This window comes from Streptomyces sp. NPDC051555, assembly GCF_044454405.1.
Lineage (GTDB): Bacteria > Actinomycetota > Actinomycetes > Streptomycetales > Streptomycetaceae > Streptomyces.
Genome location: NZ_JBITDP010000007.1, coordinates 215,474 through 241,609 on the forward strand (window position 1 = coordinate 215,474; position 26,136 = coordinate 241,609).

General features: G+C 71.4%; 17 protein-coding genes and 1 riboswitch. Of the genes, 4 read left to right on the top strand and 13 right to left on the bottom strand.

The window, feature by feature from the left end; all coding sequences use genetic code 11:
- Positions 1–38 precede the first annotated feature (38 nt).
- The 3 genes from ACIBEA_RS17520 to ACIBEA_RS17530 all read right to left on the bottom strand — a co-directional run bounded on the left by ACIBEA_RS17520 (position 39) and on the right by ACIBEA_RS17530 (position 3,986).
- The gene (locus ACIBEA_RS17520) at positions 39–842 is read right to left on the bottom strand and encodes a M23 family metallopeptidase (protein ID WP_399261742.1); all 804 of its coding nucleotides are present in this window, start codon (positions 840–842) and stop codon (positions 39–41) included.
- A 12-nt stretch (positions 843–854) separates the two neighbouring features.
- Positions 855–1,011, bottom strand: a riboswitch (cyclic di-AMP (ydaO/yuaA leader).
- A 234-nt stretch (positions 1,012–1,245) separates the two neighbouring features.
- Positions 1,246–2,613, bottom strand: coding sequence for a M16 family metallopeptidase (locus ACIBEA_RS17525; RefSeq protein WP_399261951.1), 1,368 nt, complete (start codon positions 2,611–2,613; stop codon positions 1,246–1,248).
- Positions 2,614–2,633: 20 nt separating this feature from the next.
- Positions 2,634–3,986: a M16 family metallopeptidase gene (locus tag ACIBEA_RS17530; protein ID WP_399261744.1), complete on the bottom strand. Its 1,353-nt coding sequence runs from the start codon at positions 3,984–3,986 to the stop codon at positions 2,634–2,636.
- A gap of 186 nt (positions 3,987–4,172) precedes the next feature.
- Between ACIBEA_RS17530 and ACIBEA_RS17535 the strand changes: the two genes are divergently transcribed.
- Complete coding sequence (locus tag ACIBEA_RS17535) at positions 4,173–6,632, top strand: DNA topoisomerase (ATP-hydrolyzing) subunit A (RefSeq protein ID WP_399261746.1); 2,460 nt, start codon at positions 4,173–4,175, stop codon at positions 6,630–6,632.
- 42 nt (positions 6,633–6,674) lie between these two features.
- Here the strand turns inward: ACIBEA_RS17535 and ACIBEA_RS17540 are convergent, their stop codons facing one another.
- Together ACIBEA_RS17540 and ACIBEA_RS17545 are read right to left on the bottom strand one after the other, a co-directional pair.
- Positions 6,675–7,787 (bottom strand): CobW family GTP-binding protein, encoded by a 1,113-nt coding sequence (locus ACIBEA_RS17540; RefSeq protein ID WP_399261748.1) that lies wholly within the window; start codon positions 7,785–7,787, stop codon positions 6,675–6,677.
- 24 nt (positions 7,788–7,811) lie between these two features.
- Positions 7,812–9,041, bottom strand: a complete 1,230-nt coding sequence (locus ACIBEA_RS17545) for a citrate synthase/methylcitrate synthase (RefSeq protein WP_399261750.1) — start codon at positions 9,039–9,041, stop codon at positions 7,812–7,814.
- A gap of 70 nt (positions 9,042–9,111) precedes the next feature.
- Between ACIBEA_RS17545 and ACIBEA_RS17550 the strand changes: the two genes are divergently transcribed.
- Positions 9,112–10,374: a citrate synthase gene (locus tag ACIBEA_RS17550; protein ID WP_399261752.1), complete on the top strand. Its 1,263-nt coding sequence runs from the start codon at positions 9,112–9,114 to the stop codon at positions 10,372–10,374.
- Between the two features lie 39 nt (positions 10,375–10,413).
- On the opposite strand, the gene ACIBEA_RS17555 is transcribed toward ACIBEA_RS17550, so the two are convergent.
- From ACIBEA_RS17555 to ACIBEA_RS17590, 8 genes are all read right to left on the bottom strand, one after another.
- Positions 10,414–12,528, bottom strand: a complete 2,115-nt coding sequence (locus ACIBEA_RS17555) for a discoidin domain-containing protein (RefSeq protein ID WP_399261754.1) — start codon at positions 12,526–12,528, stop codon at positions 10,414–10,416.
- 17 nt (positions 12,529–12,545) lie between these two features.
- Positions 12,546–12,884, bottom strand: a complete 339-nt coding sequence (locus ACIBEA_RS17560; RefSeq protein ID WP_399261756.1) for a hypothetical protein — start codon at positions 12,882–12,884, stop codon at positions 12,546–12,548.
- A gap of 122 nt (positions 12,885–13,006) precedes the next feature.
- The gene (locus ACIBEA_RS17565) at positions 13,007–14,611 is read right to left on the bottom strand and encodes a glycoside hydrolase family 13 protein (RefSeq protein WP_399261758.1); all 1,605 of its coding nucleotides are present in this window, start codon (positions 14,609–14,611) and stop codon (positions 13,007–13,009) included.
- A gap of 38 nt (positions 14,612–14,649) precedes the next feature.
- Positions 14,650–15,525, bottom strand: coding sequence for a carbohydrate ABC transporter permease (locus ACIBEA_RS17570; protein WP_399261760.1), 876 nt, complete (start codon positions 15,523–15,525; stop codon positions 14,650–14,652).
- Positions 15,526–15,592: 67 nt separating this feature from the next.
- The gene (locus ACIBEA_RS17575; RefSeq protein ID WP_399261762.1) at positions 15,593–16,498 is read right to left on the bottom strand and encodes a carbohydrate ABC transporter permease; all 906 of its coding nucleotides are present in this window, start codon (positions 16,496–16,498) and stop codon (positions 15,593–15,595) included.
- Between the two features lie 90 nt (positions 16,499–16,588).
- Positions 16,589–17,992, bottom strand: a complete 1,404-nt coding sequence (locus ACIBEA_RS17580) for an ABC transporter substrate-binding protein (RefSeq protein ID WP_399261765.1) — start codon at positions 17,990–17,992, stop codon at positions 16,589–16,591.
- Positions 17,993–18,205: 213 nt separating this feature from the next.
- Entirely contained in the window at positions 18,206–19,216 is a 1,011-nt protein-coding gene (locus ACIBEA_RS17585; protein WP_399261767.1) for a LacI family DNA-binding transcriptional regulator, read from the bottom strand.
- 77 nt (positions 19,217–19,293) lie between these two features.
- Positions 19,294–23,577 (bottom strand): discoidin domain-containing protein, encoded by a 4,284-nt coding sequence (locus tag ACIBEA_RS17590; protein WP_399261769.1) that lies wholly within the window; start codon positions 23,575–23,577, stop codon positions 19,294–19,296.
- 215 nt (positions 23,578–23,792) lie between these two features.
- Here ACIBEA_RS17590 and ACIBEA_RS17595 point away from each other — a divergent pair, with 215 nt between their 5' ends.
- A complete protein-coding gene (locus ACIBEA_RS17595) occupies positions 23,793–25,424 on the top strand; it encodes an ATP-binding protein (RefSeq protein ID WP_399261771.1) in 1,632 nt (543 codons plus the stop codon).
- The gene (locus ACIBEA_RS17600) at positions 25,421–26,131 is read left to right on the top strand and encodes a response regulator (protein WP_399261773.1); all 711 of its coding nucleotides are present in this window, start codon (positions 25,421–25,423) and stop codon (positions 26,129–26,131) included. The genes ACIBEA_RS17595 and ACIBEA_RS17600 overlap by 4 nt, the downstream gene beginning before the upstream one ends.
- Positions 26,132–26,136 lie beyond the last annotated feature (5 nt).

Consider the following 26,136-nt stretch of genomic DNA (forward strand, 5'->3'; position numbering starts at 1 on the left):
GGAGCCGGGGCCTTCGGGGAGCTGCTGTGCGGGCGGGGTCAGATCGCGACGCCGCGGGCCCGCAGGTAGGTCAGCGGGTTGATGTCCGAGCCGTAGGACGGGCCGGTACGGGCCTCGAAGTGCAGGTGCGCGCCGCTGACGTTGCCGGTGTCGCCCGACAGGCCGATCTGCTGCCCGGCGGTGACCTGCTCGCCGGCCGAGACGCTGAGGCTGGAGAGGTGCGCGTACTGGGTGTACGTACCGTCGTTGTGCTTGATGACGATGTTGTTGCCGTACGCGCCGCCGTTGCCGGCCTCGACGATGACGCCCGCACCCACGGCGCGGACGACGTTGCCGACGCCCGCGTGGAAGTCGATGCCCGTGTGGCTGCCGGAGGACCACATGCTGCCGCCCGCCCCGTACTGGGTGCTGACGTACGAGCCCTCGATCGGCATCACGAAGGTGTTGAGGCGCTTGCGCTCCTCTTCACGGTCCGCGCGCTCCTTGGCCTCGCGCTCGGCCTTGGCCTTCGCCTCGGCCATGCGGCGGGCCTCGGCGGCCTTCGTCTTGGCCTCGGCCTCGGCCTGCGCCTTGAGGGCGGCGGTGTCGGCGGCGTTGCGCTGGGCGTCGGCCTGCGCCTCGATGTCGCCGGCGAGGTCGTCGGCGACGACGACGGCCTTCATGCCGGAGTCCTGGGGGATGCTGCTGCTGTGGTTGTCCGCGGCGAAGGCCGGGGCAGCGAGCGAGGCCGCGACGCCGGTGGCGGCGAGGGCGGCTATACCGGCGACGCCTGCGGTCTTCCGGCTCAGACGGCTGGAACCACGGTGCTTGCCGGAGGAGGCACGACTGCTGCCGAACGCCATGAAGGGGTTGATCCTTTCCTTCCCTCTCGCCTACCGGGTTAGCTGACGGGTTCGGAGCAGGAAGGTCTCCTACGGGCCCCCTCTTACGAGGTGGTCCGATTCACCCCAGGGACTGTGGGTCCCCGGCTCCCCAGGCTCGCGCCTGACGGGGACTCGGCGATCGCTGTCCGGTGCCGCGAGTGCGGCTGTGACAACTGACGGACAGCACGGCCGACGCTAGGCGGATCATCAGGCAATCACCAAACACACGAGCCCCATTGTTACCTACGTCACGCGACATAGAAGCAACCTCTCCACCAAAGGGACAAAAGGGGTTCCGGTGGACGAGCCACCGAAACCCCTTGCGGGACGCCGTCAGTTCACGTCCCGTTCGTCCCCTTCGGCCTGTTAGGCCCGTGCGACCTCAGTTGGCGACGACGCTCACGTCGCCGATGCCGAGCGCGCGCACCGGCGCCTCGATCTGGGCGGCGTCACCGACCAGCACCGTGACGAGCCGGTCCACCGGGAAGGCGTTGACGACGGCCGAGGTGGCCTCCACCGTGCCCGTCTCGGCCAGCCGCGCGTACAACTGCGCCTGGTAGTCGTCCGGCAGCTCCTGCTCGACCTGGTCGGCCAGGGTGCCGGCGACGGACGCGGCCGTCTCGAACTTGAGCGGCGCCACGCCCACCAGGTTCTGCACCGCCACGTCACGCTCGGCGTCGGTCAGTCCGCCCTCGGCGAGGGTGCGCAGCACCTTCCAGAGGTCGTCCAGCGCGGGACCGGTGTTCGGGGTGTCCACCGAACCGCTGATGGCGAGCATCGACGCGCCGGTGCCGTCCGCGGTGGACCGCAGCACCTGCCCGAAGGCGCGCACGCCGTAGGTGTAGCCCTTCTCCTCGCGCAGGACCTTGTCCAGACGGGAGGTCAGGGTGCCGCCCAGGCAGTACGTGCCGAGCACCTGGGCCGCCCAGACCCGGTCGTGCCGGTCCCCGCCGATCCGCCCGATCAGCAGCTGCGTCTGGACCGCGCCCGGCCGGTCCACGATGACCACGCGGCCGGTGTCGTCCGCGGTGATCGCCGGCACCGGGAGCGGCTCGGCGGCGGTGCCCGTCCAGGTGCCCAGGGTGTCCGCCAGGACGGCGTCCAGGTCGATGCCGGTCAGGTCGCCGACGACCACAGCGGTGGCCGTCGCCGGGCGCACGTGGGCCTCGTAGAAGGCGCGCACGGCCGCCGAGTCGATCCGGGCCACCGTCTCCTCGGTGCCCTGGCGCGGGCGGGACATCCGCAGCGTGGCCGGGAACAGCTCGTGGGAGAGCTGCTTGGCGGCCCGGCGCTGCGGGTTGGCCAGCTCGTGCGGGATCTCGTCGAGCCGGTTGCGCACCAGGCGGTCGACCTCGCTGTCCGCGAAGGCGGGGGCGCGCAGCGCCTCGGCGAGCAGCGACAGGGCCTTGGCCAGCCTGGAGGCCGGGACCTCCAGGGAGACCCGGATGCCGGGGTGGTCGGCGTGCGCGTCGAGGGTGGCGCCGCAGCGCTCCAGCTCGGCCGCGAACTCCTCGGCGGAGTGCTTGTCGGTGCCCTCGGAAAGCGCGCGGGCCATGAGGGTGGCCACGCCGTCCAGGCCGGCCGGTTCGGCGTCCAGCGGGGCCGCGAGGTTGATCTCGACGGCCACCACCTGCTGGCCGGGCCGGTGGCACCGCAGCACGGTCAGGCCGGTGGCCAGCGCGCCGCGCTCGGGGGCCGGGAAGGCCCACGGCCTGGCCTCGCCGGGCTGCGGCTGGGGGTGGAAGGTCATCGTGACGGCTGCGGTGTCGCTCACTGCTCCGCCCCTTCGGTCTCGTCGTTCTCGGCGGCTTCCTCGGCGTCTTCGGCCGCGAGCGGCTCGTAGACGAGCACCGCGCGGTTGTCCGGGCGCAGTCGGGCCGCGGCCACGGCCTGCACCTCCTCGGCGGTGATGTCGAGGACGCGGCCGACGGCGGTGAGCGCCAGCTGCGGGTCGCCGAAGAGCACCGCGAAGCGGCACAGTTCGTCGGCGCGACCGGCCACCGTGCTCAGCCGGTCCAGCCATTCGCGCTCCAGCTGGGCCTGCGCGCGCTCCATCTCCTCGGCCGTCGGGCCCTCGGCGGCGAACCGCGCGAGCTCCTCGTCGACGGCGGCCTCGATGTCGGGCACCTCGACCCCGCCGGAGGTCTTGACGTCCAGCCAGCCGAGCGAGGGGGCGCCGGCCAGGCGCAGCATGCCGAATCCGGCCGCCACGGCGCTCTGGTCGCGGCGGACCAGGCGGTTGTGCAGCCGGGAGGACTCGCCGCCGCCCAGGATGGTCAGGGCCACGTCGGCCGCGTCGCAGTCGCGGGTGCCGTCGTGCGGGAGGCGGTAGGCGGCCATCAGCGCGCGGGCCGGGACCTGCTCGACGATCTCCTCGCGCAGCTGGCCGCCCATGGTGTCGGGCAGCGAGCCGTCGCGCGGCGGCTGCTTGCCGTCGTGCGCGGGGATGGTGCCGAAGTACTTCTCGACCCAGGCCAGCGTCCGCTCGGGGTCGATGTCCCCGACGACCGACAGCACCGCGTTGTTGGGCGCGTAGTAGGTGCGGAAGAAGGTCCGCGCGTCCTCCAGGGAGGCCGCGTCCAGGTCGGCCATCGAGCCGATCGGGGTGTGGTGGTACGGGTGGCCCTCGGGGTAGGCGAGCGCGGTCAGCCGCTCGAACGCCGTGCCGTAGGGGACGTTGTCGTAGCGCTGGCGGCGCTCGTTCTTGACGACGTCGCGCTGGTTCTCCATGGACTCGTCGTCCAGGGCGGCCAGCAGCGAGCCCATCCGGTCCGCCTCCAGCCACAGCGCGAGTTCGAGCTGGTGGGTCGGCATCGTCTCGAAATAGTTGGTGCGCTCGAAGCTGGTGGTGCCGTTGAGCGAACCGCCCGCGCCCTGCACCAGTTCGAAGTGGCCGTTCCCGGACACGCTCTTCGAACCCTGGAACATCAGGTGCTCGAAGAGGTGAGCCAGCCCGGTGCGGCCCTTGACTTCGTGACGCGAACCGACGTCGTACCAGAGGCAGACCGCGGCGACCGGGGTCAGGTGGTCCTCGGAGAGCACCACGCGCAGGCCGTTGGCCAGGCGGTGCTCGGTCGCTGTCAGGCCGCCGGAGCCGGCCTGAGCTGTGGCCGTGTGACCCATGGGCATGTGGTCCCTTCGATCGCGATGTAGAGAATTCCGTCAGACCTGTCACTGTATGCAAGCGCGTCGGCCCCTGGAGAAGTTCCCGGGTCACTCCTGGGTCGGAGTCGGCGTTGTCGGAGCCTCGGGCCACAATGGTCCGCGTCAGACACAGCACCCATCACATGGTTAAGGAGCCGCGCAGCGATGGCCCGCCGCAGCACGAAGACCCCGCCGCCGGAGGATTTCGAGGAGAAGATCCTCGACATCGACGTCGTCGACGAAATGCAGGGCTCCTTCCTCGAGTACGCGTACTCGGTGATCTACTCCCGCGCCCTGCCCGACGCCCGGGACGGCATGAAGCCGGTGCACCGCCGCATCGTCTATCAGATGAACGAGATGGGCCTGCGCCCCGATCGCGGGTACGTGAAGTGCGCCCGCGTCGTCGGCGAGGTGATGGGCAAGCTCCACCCGCACGGTGACGCGTCGATCTACGACGCCCTCGTGCGCATGGCCCAGCCCTTCTCGATGCGCCTGCCGCTGGTCGACGGCCACGGCAACTTCGGTTCCCTCGGCAACGACGACCCGCCCGCCGCCATGCGGTACACCGAGTCCAAGATGGCCGACGCCGCCTCGCTCATGACGGAGTCGATCGACGAGGACACCGTCGACTTCACCCCGAACTACGACGGCCAGGAACTCGAACCGGTGGTACTGCCGGCCGCGTACCCCAACCTGCTGGTCAACGGCGCGTCCGGGATCGCGGTCGGCATGGCCACCAACATGCCCCCGCACAACGTGGGCGAGGTCATCGCCGCCGCCCGACACCTGATCCGCTACCCGGAGGCGGACCTGGAGGCGCTGATGCGCTTCGTCCCGGGTCCGGACCTGCCGACCGGCGGCCGGATCGTGGGCCTGTCCGGCATCAAGGACGCCTACGAGAACGGGCGCGGCACCTTCCGGATCCGCGCGACGGTCTCCGTGGACAACGTGACGGCCCGCCGCAAGGGCCTGGTCGTCACCGAACTTCCCTTCTCGGTCGGCCCCGAGAAGGTCATCGCGAAGATCAAGGACCTGGTCGGTTCGAAGAAGCTCCAGGGCATCGCCGATGTGAAGGACCTCACGGACCGCTCGCACGGCCTGCGCCTGGTCATCGAGATCAAGAACGGCTTCCACCCCGAGGCCGTGCTGGAGCAGCTGTACAAGCTGACGCCGATGGAGGAGTCCTTCGGCATCAACAACGTCGCGCTGGTGGACGGTCAGCCGCTCACCCTCGGCCTCAAGGAGCTGCTGGAGGTCTACCTCGACCACCGCTTCGAGGTCGTGCGCCGGCGCAGCGAGTTCCGCCGCACCAAGCGGCGCGACCGGCTGCACCTCGTCGAGGGCCTGCTGGTGGCCCTCATCGACATCGACGAGGTCATCCGGCTCATCCGCGACAGCGAGAACTCGGCTCAGGCCAAGGCCCGGCTGATCGAGCGGTTCTCGCTGAGCGAGATCCAGACGCAGTACATCCTGGACACCCCGCTGCGCCGGCTCACCAAGTTCGACCGGCTGGAGCTGGAGAGCGAGCAGGACCGCCTCAACGGCGAGATCGACGAGCTGACCGGGATCCTGGATTCGGACACCGAGCTGCGCAAGCTGGTCTCCAACGAACTGGCGGCGGTCGCGAAGAAGTTCGGCACCGAGCGGCGCACGGTGCTGCTGGAGTCGGCGGGCTCGGCGGTCACGGCGGTTCCGCTGGAGGTCGCGGACGACCCGTGCCGGGTGCTGCTGTCCTCGACGGGTCTGCTCGCCCGCACGGCCAACGGCGACCCGACGGCGGTCGCCGAGGAGGGCGCGGCCCGTTCCAAGCACGACCTGATCGTCTCGCAGGTCGCGGCGACCGCACGGGCCGACGTGGGCGTGGTCACCTCGTCCGGGCGGCTGCTCCGGCTCTCGGTGATCGACCTGCCGCAGCTGCCGGACACGCACGCGGCGCCGAACCTGGCGGGCGGTGCCCCGGTCGCGGAGTTCCTCTCCGGGCTGGAGGCCGACGAGAGCGTGATCTGCCTGACCTCGCTGGACGAGTCCTCGCAAGGCCTGGCCCTGGGCACCGAACAGGGCGTGGTCAAGCGGGTCGTGCCGGACTACCCGGCCAACAAGGACGAGCTGGAGGTCATCACCCTCAAGGAGGGCGACCGGATCGTCGGCGCGGTCGAGCTGCGCACGGGCGAGGAGGACCTGGTCTTCATCACCGACGACGCCCAGCTGCTGCGGTACCCGGCGGGGCAGGTCCGTCCGCAGGGCCGCCCGGCGGGCGGCATGGCGGGCATCAAGCTCTCCGACAACGCCAAGGTGATCCACTTCTCGGCGGTGGACCCCGCCACCGAGGGCGTGGTGTTCACGGTGGCCGGTTCGCACGGCACCCTGGACGATTCGGTGCAGTCGGGCAAGCTCACCCCCTTCGACCAGTACCCGCGCAAGGGCCGCGCCACCGGTGGCGTGCGCTGCCAGCGGTTCCTCAAGGGCGAGGACGTGCTGGTGCTGGCCTGGGCGGGCGGCAGCCCGGCCCGGGCGGCGGGGGCCAACGGCGCGCTGGCCGCGCTGCCGGAGCCGGACCCGCGCCGCGACGGTTCGGGCACCCCGCTGCCGGCGTCGGTGAGCGCGCTGGCCGGAGCGGTGCTGTAGCGGCGCCGTAGTCGTGCCTCGGCAGCGGTCCGCCCGATCGGGTCAGCCGATCGGGTCGGCCGCGTCCTGGCGGACGTAGCGCAGGACGCCCCACATGCTGCTCGCGGGGGCGTCCTGCGGGGCGCTCTCGCGGCAGGCCTCCAGCCCGCTCAGCAGGGCGGGGCCGTCGGTGCCGGAGCCGATGAGGACGAGCTGGGTGCGCCGGGGTTCGGCGCGGGCCCAGGGCAGCGGGGCGAAGCTCAGGAACCGGCCGACGGCGTGGACCTCGTACTTCTCCTCGTGGCCCGGTACGCCGAAGTGGACGAAGCCCTTGATCCGGTAGAGCCCGGCGGGGCGGGCGTCGAGGAAGTCGATGAACCGGCGGGGCGAGAGCGCGTCGTCGGTGACGAACTCGGTCGTCTCGTAGTGCGTGTGCGCGTGCGCGCAGTGGTCACCGTGGGTGCCGTGCTCGCCGTCCTCCTCCGCGGCCCGGCCGAGCAGGTCCTCGAAGGAGAGCTGACCGCGCGTCTCGGTCCAGGGGCGGCGGTCGAAGAGCAGCTCGGGGTCGATCCGGCCGTGGTCGGCCGCGACCAGCGGGATCCCCGGGCAGAGCCCGCCGAGCACGGACTCGATCCGGGCGCGCTCGGCGGCGTCGACCCGGTCGGTCTTGTTGAGCACCACGAGGTCGGCCACGGCGAGGTGGCGGTCGGTCTCCGGGTGGCGCCGTCGCGTCGCGTCGAACTCAGCGGCGTCCACCACCTCGACCATGCCGCCGTAGCGGACGTCCGGGTTCTCCCCGGCCACCAGCATTCGGATCAGCTCCTGCGGCTCGGCCAGGCCGCTCGCCTCGATGACGATCACGTCGATCCGGTGGGCGGGATCGGCGAGCTTGGCGAGGTACGCGTCCAGCTCACTGCCGTCCACCGCGCAGCACAGGCAGCCCCCGCCGAGGGAGACCATCGAGTCGCCGACCTGCCCGGCGACCGACATCGCGTCGATCTCGATGGAGCCGAAGTCGTTGACGACCACCCCGATCCGAGTACCTCCGCGGTGCGCGAGGAGGTGGTTGAGCAGGGTGGTCTTGCCGGATCCGAGGAATCCGGCGAGGACGACGACGGGGATGGGCCGCCCGGTCCGCCGGGGTCGGCGGCTCTGCTGGGTCTCGCTGGTGCTCATCCGGTCGATGGTAGGGCGTGCGCGTCAGTCGAGCGGGGGCACCGGCTGCGGCGGGGTCGGTCCGACGTAGCGGGCGGCGGGCCGGATGATCTTCGAATCGGCCGCCTGTTCCAGCACGTTCGCGCTCCAGCCGACCACGCGCGCGGCGCAGAAGGTGGGGGTGAACATCTCGCGCGGCAGCCCGCACAGTTCCATGACCACGCCGGCGTAGAACTCGACGTTGGTGTGGAGTTCGCGGCCGGGCTTCAGCTCCGCGAGGATCTCCTCGACGTGCCGCTCGACCTCGACGGCGAAGTCGACGAGCGGGCCGCCGAACTGCCGGGCGATCTCGCGCAGCATCCGCGAACGCGGGTCCTCCGTGCGGTAGACGGGGTGACCGAAACCCATGATCCGCTCCCCCGCCAGGACCCGTTCGCGGATCCACGGGTCGATCCGGTCGGCCGTGCCGATCGCGTCGAGCGTGTCGAGGGCGCGGCTGGGGGCGCCGCCGTGCAGCGGGCCGGAGAGGGCCCCGATGGCACCCGTCAGGCAGGCCACGACGTCGGCGCCGGTGGAGGCGATGACGCGGGCGGTGAAGGTCGAGGCGTTGAAGCCGTGGTCGACGGTGGAGATCAGGTACCGCTCGACCGCCCGGGCCCGGACCGGATCGGGCTCCTCTCCCGTCAGCATGTAGAGGTAGTTGGCGGCGTACGGGAGGTCGTCGCGCGGTTCCACCGGCTCCCGTCCTCGGCCGAGCCGGTGCAGCGCCGTGAGCAGGGTGGGTACGGCCGCGCAGGCGGCCAGCGCGTCGGCGGCCCGGCGCTCGGGGGTGAGGTCGTAGACCGGGCGCAGGCCCGCGGACGCGCCGAGCAGGGAGAGCGCGGTGCGCAGGCCCGCGAGGGGGCCGGAGAGCGCGGTGGCCCGGGCGAGGGCGGGCAGTGCGTCCCGGACGTCGGCGGGGAGGTGGCGCAGCGGGGCGATTTCGGCGGTGAAGGCGGCGCGCCCGGCGGCGTCCGGCAGGGCGCCGCGGAACATCAGGTGCCAGACGTCCTCGAAGGTGCGGCTCGCGGCGAGGTCGACGGCCGAGTACTGGCGGTAGTGGTAGAAGCCCTCGCGACCCCGGACGTCACCGAGGGCGGTGTCGGTGACGACGACCCCGGCGAGGCCGCGGGGTACCTGGGGTACCTGGGGTACCTGGGGTACCTGGGGTACCTGGGCGAGGGTGGCCGCGGCCGCGGTGGCGGCCCCTGCGGCAGTGCTGACGTTGATGTCCATGGATCGACCATCCATGATGGATCGAATCACTGTCAATATTGATCGGATCAATATATGTAGGCTGGGATCCATGGATCACGATGCTCCCGACGCGCACTGGGGCGAAGAGCGACGGCTCACCACCCGGCAGGCCGCCGAGCTGCTCGGGGTGAAACCCGCGACGGTGTACGCGTACGTCAGCCGCGGCCAGCTCACCAGCCGCCGCGACCCCGTGGGGCGCGGCAGCAGCTTCGCCGCGCAGGAGGTCGAGGAGTTGGCGCGCCGCACCCGCCGCGAGGCGGCGCTCCCCCAGGCCACCGCCGGCGGCGAACTCGCCGTCCGCACCGCCATCACCCTGATCGAGGACGACCGCTACTGGTACCGCGGCGTCGACGCCACCGAGCTGGCCGCCCGGCACTCCTACGAGGAGGTCGCCGAGTGGCTCTGGACCGGCGTCCTGCAGCACGGGGTCCGGTTCGAGGCCCCGGCGCCGATGCTGGCCGCCGCACGGCGGACCGTGGCGGCCCTGCCGGAGCACGCCGGTCCGCTGGACCGGCTGCGGGTGGCGGCGGCGGCCGCCGCCGTGGCGGACCCCCTGCGCTTCGACCTGTCCGAGGAGGCCGTGCTCGGCTCGGCCCGCTGCCTGATCCCGACGCTCGTCGGCGCCCTGCCGGTGGTGGGGCGGGCGCACCGCGGGACCGGCCCGCTCGCCTGGCAGCTGTGGAGCCGACTGACCGCGCGGGAGGCCGATCCGGTGGCGCTGGACGTGCTCGATCTGGCGCTGGCCCTGCTCATCGACCACGACCTGGCCGCCTCGACCCTGGCGGTGCGGGTGGCCGCCTCGGCGCGGGCCCATCCGTACGCGGTGGTGTCGGCGGGGCTCGGGGCGCTCGAAGGCCCGCTGCACGGAGCGGCCGGGCGGCTCGCGCACCGGATGCTGGTGGAGGTGGTCGAGCGGGGCGGGGCCGCGCCCGTCGTGGCCGACCACCTGCGGGCCGGCCGGCGGGTGCCGGGGCTCGGTCACCGGCTCTACCGGGGCGAGGACCCGCGGGCCACGGCGCTGTTCGCCCGCCTGGAGACGTTGCCGCAAGCCGGACCGGCGCTCGCGGCCGCCCGGGACGTGGTCGCCACGACGGCGGCCCGCCGCCCCGGCCTGCACGCGAACGTGGACCTGGCGCTGGCCGCCCTGACGGTGTCCTGCGGGATGCCGGCGGAGGCCGGGGAGAGCGTGTTCGCGGTGGCCCGCACGGCCGGTTGGATCGCGCACGCGTTGGAGGAGTACCAGGAGCGGCCGCTGCGGATGCGGCCGAGCGGGCTGTACCACGGGCCCCGCCCGCCACGGCCGATGCCGTGACGGGCGGGGCCCGGTGCCGGGGCGCGGCGCGCGTCGGGGTCAGCCCGCGTAGGCCTCGAACTCGCTGATCTGACCGGCCGGCCAGCCGGAGTTGCCGGTGACCGTCACCCGCAGCCGACGCAGGTCCGCGCCCGCGGGCAGGGTGATGGTCACCTGGTTCCCCGAGGCCGGGTCGAATCGGTAGTCCCGCGCGCCCACCAGGGTAGTGAAGGCCGTCCCGTCGGCGCTGCCGAGCACCGCCAGGGTCTGGGTACGGGCCCCCCAGGCCGCGGGCGGCGGCAGCTTGAGCACGACGCGCCGGACCTGCGCGGGGGCCGCGAGGTCGGCGGTCAGTGACTGCGGGAAGGCGTTGTTGGCGCTCTCCCAGTAGCTGCCGGGGTCGCCGTCGACGGCCTTGGCCGCGTCGTAGACCTGGGTGTGCGAGGTCTCGGCCACCGGGCTGCCCCGCAGCAGGTTGCGCGTCGGGTCCGCGGTCGGAGTGGGAGTCGGGGTCGGCGTGGGCGTGGGCGTGGGAGTCGGGGTCGGAGTGGGCGTGGGAGTCGGGGTCGGCGTCGGCGTGGAGGTGGGGGCCGTCGGCGTGGGCGTCGGGTCCGGTCCCGGCTGGTCTTGGGCGGGCGGGAAGGGCCCGCAGTAGGTGCTCGGCAGCTTCCCGTTCCAGCCGGAGTTCCCCGCGCCCTGGGTGAGCTTCAACTGCGCGCCCAGGCAGCTGTAGACGGGCTCGCCGAAGCCGATCCGGGTGGCCCTGACGTTGGTCATCGACAGCTCGGCCGGGTCGTTGAACTGGAGCGCGAACGTCCCCGTCCCGTCGATGTTCACGTGGTCGAGGCGGACGCCCTTGGTGGTGCCGGACACGAAGTGGACCGCCGCGTAGGAGCTGTCCAGGAGGTCGCTGTCGGTCACGTCGATCGTGGCCTTGTCGATGGAACTGTTGCGGCTGTCGAACCAGAGCGCGCCGATCGGGAAGTTCCACCCGTAGTCGGTGTTGCCGGTCCTGATCAGGGTGTTGCGGGCGAGTGTGAAGGTCCCCCGGACATCGGTGCCCTGCCCCGCGGTGACCCCGGGATAGCGGTTGCCGACGTGCAGCCCGCCGCCGTTGGACAGGGTCTCGGCGGCCACGTTGTCGGTGACGCTGATGTCCTTGCCGCCGTAGACCGCGATGTTGTTGGCCAGGATCGGGGCCACCACGGTGTTGTGGCTGAAGGAGTTCCCGACGTTCGCCACGGTGTCGGCCCACATGGCCAGCCCGTCGTCGCCGGTGTTGCGCAGGAAGGTGTTCTCCACCGAGGAACGGGTGACGCCCCAGTGGAAGTTCACCCCGTCCGCGCTCTGGTCGAGGATCCGGCTGTTCCTGATGTGGAAGTTGTCCATCGGACCGTCCATCCAGGCCCCGACCTTGGTCCGCTGCATCCAGACGTTGTCGACCACGGAGTCCGTCATCGCCCCGCCGATGGCGTTGACCTGGTCGTCGTCGATGCGGTCGGCGATCTCGCCGATGATCGCGAAGTCCTTGAGCGTGACACCGCGGCTGGGGCCGTTGTCCTCGTACGGGCGTATCTGTCCGCCGTACCCGCCGCCGCGCACGTACTTGCCGTAGATGCCGGCGGCGCGGGACCGGTCGGTGGCGCTGCGGCCGGTGAGGACGGAGTACCAGGGACCGGCGCCGCGCAGCGTCACCTGGTCCACGACCACGTGGTCGGTGAGCTTGAAGGTGCCCCGGGGGATCCACACCTCCTTCGACTGGGCCGCTCCGGCGTCCACCGCCTGCTGGAACGCGGCCGTGGAATCGGCCGATCCGCCCGCGTCGGCACCGAAGTCGGTCACCGAGAGCGAGCCCGCGGGACGGGCCGTCGGCTCGGCGACCTGCTCGAAGTCGGCGAGGTCGACCACCGCCCAGGGGGTGGCCGCGGTCTGTGCCAGCGTGAGCCGGACCTTGGCGCCCGCGGGGAGGGTGCGGCCGAAGAGGGTCCGGGTCTCCTCGTAGAAGTGGTGCGGCTTCTCGCCGGGTTGGTTGGTGAAGGGATAACTGCCGTAGTACCAGCTGTACTTCGAGGTGAAGTCGAGGTCCTTGAGCTTGGCCCCGTCCAGCTTCAACTCCACGGGGGCCGTGATGCCCGTACCGGCCGCGTTGTCCGGGACGGAGTAGCGGACGTTCATCGCGTTGGCCGGTCCGGTCAGGGTGAACTCGACGTACGCCCCCCCGCCGCGTCCAGACGGACCGCGCTGCGGCCAGAGGCCTCTGCGGGCAGGGTCGTGTAGGTGCGGTCGGGGCCGATCACGGACCCGTTGGTGGCGGCCCGCTCCGCCTCCTGCTCGGTGAAGGGGACGGTGGCCCCGCGCCCCTGGACGTCCAAGGGCGACAGGGCGGCGGGAGTGGCCGCCGCGGCCGGGGCGGCGGACGTGAGGACCGGCAGGGCGGCGGTCGCGGCGAGGGCCGCGGTGGCCAGGGCGGCGAGGAGGGCGGCGCTCACCGGCCGGGCCCGCGGTGGGGTCGTGCGGCTCGTGGGGCTCATGTCGGGACCTCTCCCTGGGTGGGGACGTACAGGGGCGGCTACGAGGAGGTGCGGGGGGTGCGGGGGGTGTGGGGGGTGCGGGGGGTGTGGGGGCCGGTGGTACCGGCGGTCCGGCCGTGGCGTCAGGTCCGCAGCCAGACCGCCGTGTCCTGCGGGAGCAGCCCGGATCCGTCCAAGGGGGCGCTGGCCAGCAGGAGTTCGGTGTGGCCGGGCAGTGGCACCGGCGCGTCGGACAGGTTGACCGCGCAGACCAGGCCGTCGGGGCGGGCGAAGGCCAGTACGCCTTCCGGCGCGGGCAGCCAGCGCATCGACCCCGCCCCGAAGCCGCGCGCCGCCCGACGCAGGCCGAGGGCCAGCCGGTAGAGGCTGAGCATCGACTCCGGGTCGCCGGCCTGCCGGTCCGCGGCGTACGTCGCCCAGTGCTCCGGCTGTGGCAGCCACGGGGTCCGCCAGGGTTCGGCCGACCAGGGCAGCGGCACCCGGCAGCCGTCCCGGCCGGGGTCGCGGCCCCCGGAGCGGAAGTGCATGGGGTCCTGGATCCGGTCGAGCGGGACGTCGGCTTCCGGCAGGCCGAGTTCCTCGCCCTGGTAGACGTAGACAGCGCCCGGCAGGGCCAGGGTCAGCAGGGCCGCCGCGCGCGCCCGGCGGGTGCCGAGGGCCAGGTCGGTGGGGGTGCCGAAGACCTTGGCGGCGAAGTCGAATCCGGTGTCGTGGCGCCCGTAGCGCGTCACCGTGCGGGTCACGTCGTGGTTGCAGAGCACCCAGGTGGCGGGGGCGCCGACCGGCGCGTGTTCGGCGAGGGTCTCCTCGATGGACTTCCGCAGCCGCGCCGCGTCCCAGGGGCAGCTGAGGAAGGAGAAGTTGAAGGCGGTGTGCAGCTCGTCGGGGCGCAGGTAGCGGGCGAAGCGCTCGGAGTCCGGCAACCAGACCTCGCCGACGAAGATCGCGCCGAACTCGTCGGCGATGGCGCGCCAGGAGCGGTAGATGTCGTGCAGCTCGTCCCGGTCGATGTAGGGGTGGGTCTCGCCGGGCCAGGGCTCGCCGGGGCGGCCGGCCAGGTCGGGCAGGGCCGGGTCCTTGGCGAGCAGGGCCGCGGAGTCGATCCGTACGCCCGCCACGCCGCGTTCGAACCAGAAGCGCAGGACGTCCTCGTGCTCGCGGCGGACGGCGGGGTGGGCCCAGTTGAGGTCGGGCTGCTCGGGCGTGAACAGGTGCAGGTACCACTCCCCGTCCGGTACCTGCGTCCAGGTCGCCCCGGCGAACTGCGAGGGCCAGTCGCCCGGCGGCAGTTCGCCGTGCTCGCCGCGGCCGGGGCGGAAGTGGAAGAGCTCGCGCTCCGGGCTGCCGGGTCCGGCGGCGAGGGCGGCGCGGAACCACGCGTGCTGGTCGGACACGTGGTTCGGGACGATGTCGACGATGGTGCGGATGCCCAGGCCGGTGGCCTCGGCGATGAGCTTCTCCGCTTCGTCCAGGGTGCCGAAGGCGGGGTCGATGGTGCGGTAGTCGGCCACGTCGTAGCCGCCGTCGGCGAGCGGCGACAGGTACCAGGGCGTGAACCACAGCGCGTCGACGCCCAGTTCGGCGAGATAGGGCAGCTTGGCGCGGACGCCCGCGAGGTCGCCGGTGCCGTCCGCGTCGCCGTCGGCGAAGCTGCGCGGGTAGACCTGGTAGATCGCCGCGGTGCGCCACCAGTCGGCGGCGGCTGCGGGCAGGGGAAAGTCGGCCACGAGGGGTGGTCCTTTCGCACGGGGCGGGAGAAGGGTGGTCAGCCCTTGAGGGAGCCCGCCGTGAGGCCGCTCATGATGTTGCGCTGGAAGATCAGGAACACGATGAGCGTGGGCGCGGAAGCCATGGCGAGCGCCGCGATCAGGTGGTTCTCGGGCACGCCCGTCGACAGCGAGTAGATGCCGACGTTGAGCGTCTGCAGGGCCGGGTCCGGCAGGGTGAGCATCGGCCAGAGGAAGTCCTTCCAGACGCCGACGATCGCGAAGATGGACACGACCCCGAGGATGGGCCGGGACATCGGCAGGACGACGGAGCGCAGGGTGCGCAGGGCGCTCGCCCCGTCGATAGAGGCCGCGTCGAGGATCTCTTGGGGGATCGAGTCGAAGAACCGCTTCAGCAGGAAGATGTTGAAGGCGTTCGTGACGGACGGCAGCCAGATCACCCAGGGCGTGTTGAGCAGGTTCCGTTGGATGAGGGGCATGTCCAGGACGGTCAGGTACTGCGGTACGACGAGCACGGTGGCCGGGATCATCAGGGTCGCCAGCATCATCCCGAGGACGGCCTTGCCGAAGACGGGGCGCAGCCGCGAGAGCGAGTAGGCGGCCGCGACGTCGAGGACGAGTTGGAAGGCCAGCGCGCCGAAGGCGTAGTAGAGGGTGTTGAAGAGCAGCTTGGCCAGGTCCATGACCTTCCAGGCGCTGGTGTAGTTGGCGGTGTGCAGGGAGCCGGGCACCAGGGTGGGCGGGACCTCGGCGAACTCCTCGGTGCTCTTGAGGCCGTTCGCGACCATCCAGTACAGGGGGCCGAGGAAGACGAGGGTGAAGCCGACGACGACCAGGACGAGGACCGTCCAGTAGAGGACCTTGCCCCGGGTCCGGCCGAGTTGGGCCGGCGAGATCAGCGTGCGCTCTGCCATGTTTCGGGCTCCGGTCCGTTCTCGGGTCGGGTCAGTTCTCGGGTCGGTCCTCGCGTCGGTCCTCGCATCAGTCCTCGTTGTCGCGGCTCAGCCGGACGTAGGCGGCGGAGAAGCCGGCGAGCAGGACGAGCAGGCACAGGCCCAGGGCCGCGGCGCCGCCGTACTGGTTGAAGTTGAAGGCGTACTGGTAGATGAGGACCACCACGGTCGTCGTCGACCCCTCGGGGCCGGCGCCGCCGGTGAGCAGGAACGGCTCCACGAAGACCTGCATGGTCGCGATGATCTGCATGAGCAGCATCAGCGAGAGGATGAGCTTGGTCTGCGGGATGGTGATGTGCCAGATCTTGCGGAGCAGCCCCGCGCCGTCGAGTTCGGCGGCCTCGTAGAGCTCGCCCGGGATGCCCTGGAGGGCGGCGAGGTAGATCAGCGTCGCGCCGCCCATGTTCATCCAGGTGGCGGCGAGGACCACCGAGAGCATGGCGGTGTCGGTGGACTGGAGCCAGTCCTGGGCGGGGAGGTGGAGGAAGACCAGGATCCGGTTGAAGAGGCCGTATCCCGGGTCGTAGAAGTATTTGAACAGCAGGACCGAGGCGACCGGCGGCATCATCACCGGAAGGTAGACGAGCAGCCGCAAGAACCCTTGTGCGTGGCGGAATTCGTTGAGGACGACGGCGACGAGGAACGGGACCACGAAGCCGAGGATCAGTGCGAGTCCCGTGAACAGCAGGGTGTTGCGCCACGCCTGCCAGAAATTCGGGTCGTTGAAGACGTAGCGGAAATTGTCGAGGCCGGCCCAGCGGGTGACGCCGTTCTCGGTCTTCTGGAAGGCCAGGACGAACTCCCGGACCATCGGGTACCAGGAGAAGAAGGCGAAACAGAGGATCGCGCCGATCAGGAATCCGTGGGCGGAGACGTTCCGCTTGAACGCCCGGACGAAGGCCTCTCGGGATCCGGGCAGGGTGGGGGCCGACATCGCCGCTCCTTGGTGGGTCGCAGGGCTGAACACGGCGGGGCGGGGCGGGCGGGACCGGGCCGGGGAGGCGCCCCGGGCCCGCCCGGCGCCCTACTGGTTGGCCAGCACCTGGTCGACCGCCTTCTCGGCGTCGCCGAGCAGCTGTGCGGGGTCCGCGTCCTTGTTGGTGAGGACCCCCGACATCACCTTGTCGAGCACCTTGTAGACCTCTTGGGCCTTGGCCGGCTCGGCCTTGGGCGGCACCGGGTTGTCCAGGAAGGACTTGAAGTTGGCGACCGGCATCGTGGCGCTCGCGGCCTTCAGCGCGTCGCTCTGCTCCTTGGCGGCGCCGACGAAGAAGGCGGGCTGCGGCAGGCCGACCGGGAGGCCGTCGGCCTTGCTGCGCGCGAAGTCGAACTGGCCCTTGCCGACCGTGAGGGTCTTGAAGTTCAGCCAGGCGATCGCCGCCTTGATCTTGTCGGGCGAGCTGCCCTTCTTGATCATGTAGCTGTTGCCGCCGAAGAGCGTGGACGCGCCGCCGGGCAGCGGCCCCATCCCGAAGTTGTCGTACTTCGCGCCGAGCTGCTGGACCATGTACGTGATGTCGTCCGGGGCGGCGAGGAACATGCCGAGCTTGTCCGAGGCCATCTGCTTCTGCAGGTCACCCCACTTGAGCAGCTGGGTCTTGCCCATGCTGTCGTCCTCCCAGCGCATCGCCTTGAGGTTCTCGACGATCTGGCGCCCGGTGGGGTTGTTGAAGGCGGCCTTGCCGTCGGCCCCGACGACGTCGCCGCCCATGCCGTACAGGGTCGCGGTGTAGTGCCAGCCGCCGGTGTTCTCCACGCTGTACTCGCCGAAGCCGGCGGTGCCGTTGCCCAGCGCCGCGATCTTCTTGGCGGCCGCGCGGACCTCGTCCCAGGTGCGCGGCGGGGTGTCGGGGTTGAGCCCGGCCTGGGTGAAGAGCTTGCGGTTGATCAGCAGGCCCATGGTGTAGTTGCTGGTCGGCAGGCCGTAGAGCTTGCCGTCCTGCTTCAGGACGTTCATGACGTTCTTGTCGATGGTGTCGAGGGCGGGGACCGACTTCGGCGTGACGTACGCCGAGATGTCCTCGGCCCCGCTGTTGTCGAGCACCTGCTTGAGGTCCGTGAAGTACGTGTAGAACACGTCCGGCTGGGACTTGGCCTTGAGCATCGCGGTGAACCGCGGGGGCTCCAGGCACTGACCGGGGGTGGAACGGCCGTCGATCGTGACGTTCGGGTAGATCTTCTTGAACGCCTCGACGTCCTCCTTCCACTCCTTCAGCTCGGCCGCCTTCGCCGCGGGCGGCATGCAGTCGATGGTGAGGGCGACCTTGGTGTTCGGGTCGAGCGGCGCGGAGGCGTCGGCGGGGGCGCCGGGCGCCGCCTTGTCCGGCTTGCCGTCGCCGCTGCCGCTCGTACCGCAGGCCGCGAGGGCGGTGACGGCGAGCGCGGAGACGAGGGCTGCCGCGACGGTGCGGCGGGTGTTGCTTCTCATCGATGGACCCCTTCGAGCATCGAGCAGGAGTGCGTGGGGGCGAGCGCGGCACACTCAACCACCAGCCACAGATGAACGCAAGATCTCGCGCAGATTTCGTAATACATTGACAGGGCAGACCGGATCGAGTGCGTCATCAGACGCAAAAAAAGGGCCCCCGAACGTCACGTGGACGTACGGGGGCCCTGTCGATCTGCGCCGGGGAGGGGCGCGCTAGTCGCGCGGGGCCTGGGCGGTGGAGCCGCGCACCACCAGTTCCGGCTCGAAGAGCAGCTCGCCGGGCTGGACGGCGGCGCCCTGGATCTGCGCCGTCAGCAGCTCCACTGCGGCCCGGCCCATGGCCTCGATGGGCTGGCGGACCGTGGTCAGCGGGGGTTCGGTGCAGTTCATGAAGGCCGAGTCGTCGTAGCCGACCACGGAGACCTGCCGGGGTACGTCCAGACCCCGGCGGCGGGCCGCCCGTACGGCCCCCAGGGCCAGCGGATCGCTTGCGCAGATGATGCCGGTGACCCCCCGGTCCAGCAGCCGGGAGGCGGCCGCGTGGCCGCCCTCCAGGGAGAACAGCGCCCGCTCGACGTGGGCGGCGGGCAGTTCGGTGCCGGCCGCCGCGGCGACCGCCTGGGCGGCGACGAGCTTGCGCAGCGAGGGCATGTGGTCGGGCGGCCCGAGCACCAGGCCGATCCGCTCGTGCCCCAGGGAGGCCAGGTGGCGCCAGGCCTGCTCGACCGCGACGGCGTCGTCGCAGGCCACGCAGGGGAAGCCGAGGTCCTCGATGGAGGCGTTGATGAGCACCACCGGGACCTTGCGGTCGGACAGCAGCCGGTAGTGCTCGTGCGGGGCGTCGGCCTGGGCGAAGAGCCCGCCGGCGAAGACCACACCGGAGACCTGCTGCTGGAGCAGCAGCTCGACGTAGTCCGCCTCGGAGACCCCGCCCGTGGTCTGGGTGCAGAGCACCGGGGTCAGACCCTGCTGGGCCAGGGCTCCGCCGATCACCTCGGCGAAGGCCGGGAAGATGGGGTTCTGCAGTTCGGGCAGGACCAGGCCCACCAGCCGGGCGCGCTCGCCGCGCAGCTGGGTGGGCCGCTCGTAGCCGAGGACGTCGAGGGCCGTGAGCACGGACTGGCGGGTCGCGTCCGAGACGCCCGGCTTGCCGTTGAGCACCCGGCTGACCGTGGCTTCGCTGACTCCCACCTTCTTCGCTACCTGAGCAAGTCGTCGCGTCATGAGCGCAAGACTAGCGCAAGCGACGCAAGTCGCTTGCGCTAGCCTTCGGCCCTCTTGGCGGGGCCGTCCCACGCGTTCTACGGCAGTTGGTTGATCTTCAACGTCGAGGTCGTGTTCCGCACGTCCACGGCGTTGTCGCTCGTCCTCAGGTTGTGGATCTCGACGTCACCGACCGCGGGCCCCTGGCCCGCTTCCGGCATCTCGTTGGCCCAGAGCCCGAAGCCCGATTTGGCATCGTAGGCGTCGCCGCTCTTCTTGGCACCCGTGATGGTGATGTCCCGCAGGATCGTGTCCTTGATGGGATTGACCGGTTGGCCTCCGATGTACTGGGTCTGGAACATGATGCCGCTGTAGGTCGGATCGACGATGTCGACGTTGTTGATCCGGATCCCCTGGAACACCTTCGAGGCGGAGAAGATCCAGATTCCCGGGAAGGTCTGCGCTCCCCAGAAATGGCCGCCCGAGCGCAGGATCGAGATGTTCTCGAAGGTCGTCGGGTCGGTGCCGAATCCGTTCATGGGATACCCGAAGTCCAGCGAGCTGATCGTGATGCCCGAGTAGACCAGGGTGTCGGCGATGAGGATGTTGCGGAAGGTGTTGTTGAAGCCGCCGTAGACCGCGACTCCGGCCGCGCGCCAGGTCAGGAGCGTGGTCAGGTTCTCGTACACGTTGTTCTTCATGTCGGCGCCGCCCGCGTCGATCGCGGAGAAGAGCGCGAAGCTGTCGTCGCCCGTGGAGCGCGCCTCGTTGTTGGAGACGAGGTTGTCCGTGCTGCCGTTGGTCATGTTGATGCCGTCGGCGTAGGTGTCCCGGATCCGGGAGTTCTTGATCGTGATCCGGTCGGTGTTGGCGCCCCAGTAGAGGCACACCGTGTGCTCGTTCCAGACGTTGTCGATGGTGATGTCGGTGACGTTCGAGAAGTCGAAGACCTTGCCCGGGCCGTCGATGCGTGAGGTGTAGTTGCCGAAGTAGGCGAAGCCGGAGAAGGAGGATCCCTTGGCCGTGCCCTCCGCCCGCCAGCCGATGTCGGTGTTGTCCTGCGTGGTGGGGGCGTGGAAGCGGGTGAACCACGGGCCCGCGCCGACCACCTGCACGGCCTTGCCGTACACCTGGAACTTGCTGGCCGTGTCGTAGTCGCCGGGCGGCAGGTAGACGCCGACAAGCTTGCCGGTGGTGTCCATGCGGACCTTGTCCAGGGCGTTCTGCACGTCCTGGTGGCCGAACCCGGTCGGCACGGCGTACGCCGCCGGGTTCGGGTTGGGTATCGCCGTGGCCTGCTCCAGGCTGACGAAGTCGATGGCGTAGGTGGAGGTGTTGGCCGCGTCCTTCTGGAGGCGGATCCTGCTGCCCGCCGGAACGGTCTCGCCCAGCAGGACGTTGGCCTCGTCGTAGATGTGCCGCGGGGCGCCGGCGCCGGGCGAGTTCCCCGGGGAGGCCTCGGCGCCGTACAGCCAGGCGTACTTCGAGGTCAGCGGGAGGGCCTTCTTCAAGGTCCCGTTCACGTAGACGTCGATGGTGGCGTCGATGCCGCCGCCACCCGGGGCGTCCGGGATGGAGAAGCGGGTGACCAGCGTGTTGGTGGCCGCCCGGGTGGTGAATTCGACGTACTCGCCCGTCGCGTCGAGGCTGACCGCCTTGCGGCCGGAGGCCTCGCCCGCGATGTCGCCGATGGTGCGGTTCGGGCCGACCACGCTCGCCCCGCCGCCGACGACGCCGTCCTCGGCCTCGTAGGTGTCGAAGGGCATGTTCGCCCCGCGGCCGACGAAGAAGGCCTTGGTGCTGGTGTTGTTGGCGCGCTTGACCGGCAGTTCGTTGGCGTCGTCGGCGAGCACCACCTTGACGGTGTACTTGCCGTTCGCCGCCGTCCAGCCGCCGAGGGCGACCGGGGCCGAGGAGGCGCCGGGCGCGAGGGCCCCGCTGAAGGAGCCGGTCAGCGTACGGACGGTGGCGCCGTTCGCGTCCTGCAGGGTGAGCGTGATGCCGTGCGACCCGGCGGCGGCCGCCACGGTGCCCAGGTTCTTCACCGTGACCGAGAAGTCGACGTTCTGACCGACGGCCGGCGCGCTCGGGCTCCAGTTGACGGCCGCGGCCACCAGGTCGGAGCTGTCCACCGGCCGGATCACCAGCGGCGGGGCGGTGAAGGTGTTGTTCGTGTCGTTCTGCTCGATGACCGTGTTCGCCTCGTCGACGATCGCGCTCAGCGGGTAGCTGCCGGCGTCGCGCGGCCCGATGGAGACGGTGACGTTCGCCTGCGCGCCCGCGGCCAGGGCCGGGACGTTGGCGGTGGCCGCCTTCGAGCCGCCCAGCTGGAAGGTCACCGCGGTGGCGGCCGCCGCGGCCGGGCCGCTGTTCTTGACCGTGGCGGAAAGGGTCACCGGGTCCGACTCGACCGGTGCGGCCGGGGCGGCGCCCAGCGCCGTGATCACCAGATCGGGGTTGGGCGCGGGGACGCCGATGACCTGGAACTCGGCGATCTGGCCGTTCCCGGCCCCGCTGTTGGCGGTGAAGCGCAGCTGCACGTCCGCCACGCGGGCGCTCAGCGCGATGGTGACGGTGTTGCCCGAGGTCGGGTTGAAGACGTAGTCCTTGGCGGCGACCAGGCTGGTGACGCCGGACGCTCCCTGTTCTCGGCCGAGCACCTCGATGCGCTGGGTGCGGGTGCCCCAGCTGCTGTCGGGGTTGACCTTGAGGACGAGGCGGTCCAGGTCCGCGTTGGCTCCGAGCTTGACCGTCAGGGTGCTCGGGTAGGCGCCGCCCGCGCCCTCCCAATAGGTCGCGGTGTCGTTGTCGTCGGCGTTCTCCGCGACGAAGGCGTTGGTCACGGAGGAGCCGGCGATCTCCTTGCCGACGGCGAGGTTGGAGCCGCCGCCGGTGCCGTTGCGGGTGACGGAATTGCTGTCCGCCGACCGGTTGCCCGCCGCGTCCTTGGCACGGACGAAGTAGGTCACGCTCGCGCTGGTGGGCTGGGTGTCGGTGTAGGTGGTGACGTTGCCCGCGACGATCGTGCGCAGCGCGTTGTTCGCGTACACCTCGTAGCCGGTGACGCCGACGTTGTCGGTGGAGGCCTGCCAGCTGAGCTTGACCTGCCCGGCAGCGGGCTCGGTGAAGGACAAGGACCCCGGGGCGGTCGGCGCCTGCGTGTCCCCGGTGTCACCGGCGCGGGTGACGGTGTTGCTGTTCGGGGACTGGTTCCCGGCGGCGTCCTTGGCGCGGACGTAGTAGGTCACGCTCGCGCCGGTGGGCTGGGTGTCGGTGTAGGTGGTGACGTTGCCGGCCACGCTGGTGCGCAGCTGGTTGTTGGCGTAGACGTCGTAGCCGGTGACGCCGACGTTGTCGGTGGAGGCCTGCCAGCTGAGCTTGACCTGGCCGGTGGCGGGCTCGGTGAAGGCCAGTGCGGTGGGGGCGCTCGGCGCCTGGGTGTCCCCGGACCCGGGCCCGTAGATCTCCAGTTCGGAGAGCTGGCCGCCCGGCTGCACGCTGTTCAGCGAGATGAGGACCCGGAGGTAGCGGGTGGTGGCGGCGTCGAAGGTGACGGTCACCGTGTTGCCGCCCACCGTGGTGAAGTCGTAGGCCTTGGAGGCGGTCAGGTCGGTGAAGTCGGCCCCGTTGGCGCTGCCCTGGATCTTCAGGGTCTGGGTGCGGGGCCCCCAGTTCTCGGGCAGCCGCAGCACCACCCGGTCCACGCGCAGCGAGGCACCCAGGTCGGCCTGGAGCCACTGCGGCATCGCGTTGTTGACGCTCTCCCAGTAGCTGGCGCGGTTGCCGTCGCTGGCGTTGGAGGCGACGTAGGACTGCGTGTTGCTGCTCGCGGTCAGGGTCTTGCCCAGGGCCAGGTTGTCCGAGGACTCGCCGGGGGACCGGACCTCCAGCTCGGCGAGCTGGGCGGCCGGCCAGCCCGTGTTGGCGGTGATCTCGATCCGGACGAACCGGGTCTGGGCGGCCGGGAAGCCGATGGCCACCGTGTTGCCGCTGCCCTGGCCGAAGGTGTAGGTGGCCGAGCCGACCAGCGTGTTGAAGCCGGTGCCGTCGGCGCTGCCCTGGACGGACAGGGTCTGATTGCGGTTCTCCCAGCCCGCGGGGAGCTTCAGCACCACGTGATCGACGCGCGTGGTGGCGCCGAGGTCGGTCTGCACCCATTGCGGGAAGGCGCTGCCGGCGCTCTCCCAGTACGTGGACTGATTGCCGTCCGTGATGGTGGCGGCCGTGAGGGAGCCGTTGGTACTGCTCGCGGATGCGGGCCTGCCCGCGGCGATGTTCGGACCGCCCGCGGCCGTGGCGGTCAGCGCCGGCCATCCCAGCATCAGCAGGGCCGTGCTGATCAGGGCGGCCAGGGCCCGCCATCTCCAGCTGTGCCTTCTCATACGTCCTCGTCCCTCGACATGAGTTTTCTGAACCAGGTGACATAGGAATTTGCGTACTGCGGTGCGAGAATTGCAGAGCCTTGGTCAGTCGTCTACCGCCACGACCACACTTTTCCTGCTGAAACACTTGCGCAAGCAGCACGCAAGCAGCGCAAGGAATTTGCGTGCCCTATGGAAATTCCTAAAAAGCGGAAGCCGCCCTACGGTTCGTACTCATGCGGTCCCACCTCACGAGCGCCACGGGCGCGACGAGCGCCCGGCGCTTCGGCCGCCCCCGACGGGCGGTCTCCCAGATCCTGCTGACCCAGCTGGCGATAGCCGCCGGGGTCGCCGTTCTGGCCACCGGCCTCTTCCTGGCCCCGCTCGGCTCCCAGCTCGACGACCAGGCCATGCGCCGCGCCCTGGCCATCGCGCAGAGCACCGCCGCCGACCCCGACCTGCCCACCGCCCTGCTGTCCGGCCCGCCCGCCCCGGAAGGTCGGGTCCAGGCCATCGCCGAGCGCATCCGCCGGGCCACCGGAGCCGAGTACGTCGTCGTCGTGGACCTCCGGGGCATCCGCCGTTCCCACCCCAGCCCCGAACTGATCGGGCTGCCCGTCTCGACCGACCCCACCGACGCGCTGGCCGGCCGCGAGGTCATGGAGATCGACGAGGGCACCCTCGGCCGATCCGCCCGCGGCAAGGTCCCGCTGCTCGCGACCGACGGCGAGATCGTCGGCGCCGTCTCCGTCGGCATCGCCTACGACAACGTCCGGGACCGGCTGGTCGGCGCCATCCCCGGCCTGCTCGCCTACGCCGGCGGCGCGCTGGCGGTGGGCGCCCTCGCCGCCTTCGTGCTCTCCCGCCGGATCCAGCGGCAGACCCGCGACCTGGCCTTCTCCGATATCGCCGGGCTGCTCGCCGAGCGCGAGGCGATGCTGCACTCCATCCGCGAGGGCGTCGTCGCCCTCGACCGAACGGGCCGCGTCCGGCTGGTCAACGACGAGGCCGCACGGCTGCTCGGCCTCGCCCCCGGCGCCCCGGACGCGGCCGGGCGCCCCCTGGAGGAGCTGCTCGGCCCCGGCCGGACCACCGATGTCCTGGCGGGCCGGGTCACCGGGCGCGACCTGCTCACCGTGCAGGGCTCCCGCGTCCTGCTCGCCAACCGCATGCCCACCGAGGACGGCGGCGCCGTCGCCACCCTGCGCGACCGCACCGAGGTGGAACACCTGGGCCGCGAGCTGGACTCCACCCGTGGCCTGATCGATGCCCTGCGTGCCCAGGACCACGAACACGCCAACCGGCTGCACACCCTCCTCGGCCTGCTCGAACTGGGCCTGCACGAGGAGGCCTCGGAGTTCCTCACCGAGGTCGTCGGCGTGCACCGCAGCACCGCCGAGCAGGTCACCGAGAAGGTCCACGATCCCCTGCTCGCCGCACTGCTGGTGGGCAAGGCCACCGTCGCCGCCGAACGCGGCGTCGCGCTGCGCCTCGCCCCCGCCACCCTCCTGCCCGACCGGCTCGTCGACCCCGGCGGCCTCGTCACCATCGTCGGCAACCTCGTCGACAACGCCCTGGACGCGGCGGTCGGCTCGGCCGATCCCCGGGTCGAGGTGGAACTGTGCGCCCGGGGCCGCACCGCCGTGCTGCGGGTGCGCGACAGCGGCCCCGGGGTGCCCGCCGAGCGGCGCGAGGAGATCTTCACCGAAGGCTGGTCCACGAAGCTGCCGAGCGGGCACCGCGAGCGCGGGCTCGGGCTCGCGCTCGTACGCCGTCTCGCGCAGCGCCAGGGCGGCAGTGCGCGGGCCGGTGAGGCGCCCGACGGCGGGGCCGAATTCTCCGTCGAACTGCCGGAGGCCCTGCGATGAGCAGCTCCCCGCTCCAGGTCCTGGTCGTGGACGACGACCCCCGGGTGGCCCGGATCAACGCGGCCTACGTGGCCAAGGTGCCCGGTTTCACGGTCGCGGGGCGGGCCCACTCGGCCGCCGAGGCGCTGGAGTTCATCACCGCCCGCCCGCCGGACCGGCCGGTGGACCTGCTCCTACTGGACCACTACATGCCCGACGGCAGCGGGCTCGACCTGGTCGGCTCGCTGCGCCGACTCGGCCACCAGACCGATGTGATCATGGTGACCGCCGCCCGCGACCTCGCCACGGTCCAGGCCGCGATGCGCCTCGGCGCCCTCCAGTACCTGGTGAAACCGTTCACCTTCGCCGGGCTGCGCGCCAAGCTGGAGGCGTACGGGGCCCTGCGCCGCGCGTTGGGCGGGGGCGGCGAGGCCGAGCAGGCCGAGGTGGACCGCATCTTCGGCGCCCTGGCCGGGGCCGCCACGCCCAACGAGCTCCCCAAGGGCCACTCCCCCACCACCGCCGACCTGGTCCGCCAGGTCCTGCGGAGCGCCGACGGCCCCCTGTCGACCCAGCAGATCGCCGACCTGGCGGGCATCAGCCGCCAGACCGCGCAGCGCTACCTCAAGCTCCTCGAACGCAGCGACCGCGTCCGGCTCTCCCTGCGGTACGGGGAGACCGGCCGCCCGGAACACCGCTACACCTGGCTCCCGACCGCGCGCCCCTAGGGCGT

Bases quoted from the DNA above. Each gene is read 5' to 3' on its own strand.
- ACIBEA_RS17520 (WP_399261742.1), bottom strand. From the start codon at position 842: ATGGCGTTCGGCAGCAGTCGTGCCTCCTCCGGCAAGCACCGTGGTTCC.
- ACIBEA_RS17525 (WP_399261951.1), bottom strand. From the start codon at position 2,613: ATGACCTTCCACCCCCAGCCGCAGCCCGGCGAGGCCAGGCCGTGGGCC.
- ACIBEA_RS17530 (WP_399261744.1), bottom strand. From the start codon at position 3,986: ATGGGTCACACGGCCACAGCTCAGGCCGGCTCCGGCGGCCTGACAGCG.
- ACIBEA_RS17535 (WP_399261746.1), top strand. From the start codon at position 4,173: ATGGCCCGCCGCAGCACGAAGACCCCGCCGCCGGAGGATTTCGAGGAG.
- ACIBEA_RS17540 (WP_399261748.1), bottom strand. From the start codon at position 7,787: ATGAGCACCAGCGAGACCCAGCAGAGCCGCCGACCCCGGCGGACCGGG.
- ACIBEA_RS17545 (WP_399261750.1), bottom strand. From the start codon at position 9,041: ATGGACATCAACGTCAGCACTGCCGCAGGGGCCGCCACCGCGGCCGCG.
- ACIBEA_RS17550 (WP_399261752.1), top strand. From the start codon at position 9,112: ATGGATCACGATGCTCCCGACGCGCACTGGGGCGAAGAGCGACGGCTC.
- ACIBEA_RS17555 (WP_399261754.1), bottom strand. From the start codon at position 12,528: ATGAACGTCCGCTACTCCGTCCCGGACAACGCGGCCGGTACGGGCATC.
- ACIBEA_RS17560 (WP_399261756.1), bottom strand. From the start codon at position 12,884: ATGAGCCCCACGAGCCGCACGACCCCACCGCGGGCCCGGCCGGTGAGC.
- ACIBEA_RS17570 (WP_399261760.1), bottom strand. From the start codon at position 15,525: ATGGCAGAGCGCACGCTGATCTCGCCGGCCCAACTCGGCCGGACCCGG.
- ACIBEA_RS17575 (WP_399261762.1), bottom strand. From the start codon at position 16,498: ATGTCGGCCCCCACCCTGCCCGGATCCCGAGAGGCCTTCGTCCGGGCG.
- ACIBEA_RS17580 (WP_399261765.1), bottom strand. From the start codon at position 17,992: ATGAGAAGCAACACCCGCCGCACCGTCGCGGCAGCCCTCGTCTCCGCG.
- ACIBEA_RS17585 (WP_399261767.1), bottom strand. From the start codon at position 19,216: ATGACGCGACGACTTGCTCAGGTAGCGAAGAAGGTGGGAGTCAGCGAA.
- ACIBEA_RS17590 (WP_399261769.1), bottom strand. From the start codon at position 23,577: ATGAGAAGGCACAGCTGGAGATGGCGGGCCCTGGCCGCCCTGATCAGC.
- ACIBEA_RS17595 (WP_399261771.1), top strand. From the start codon at position 23,793: ATGCGGTCCCACCTCACGAGCGCCACGGGCGCGACGAGCGCCCGGCGC.
- ACIBEA_RS17600 (WP_399261773.1), top strand. From the start codon at position 25,421: ATGAGCAGCTCCCCGCTCCAGGTCCTGGTCGTGGACGACGACCCCCGG.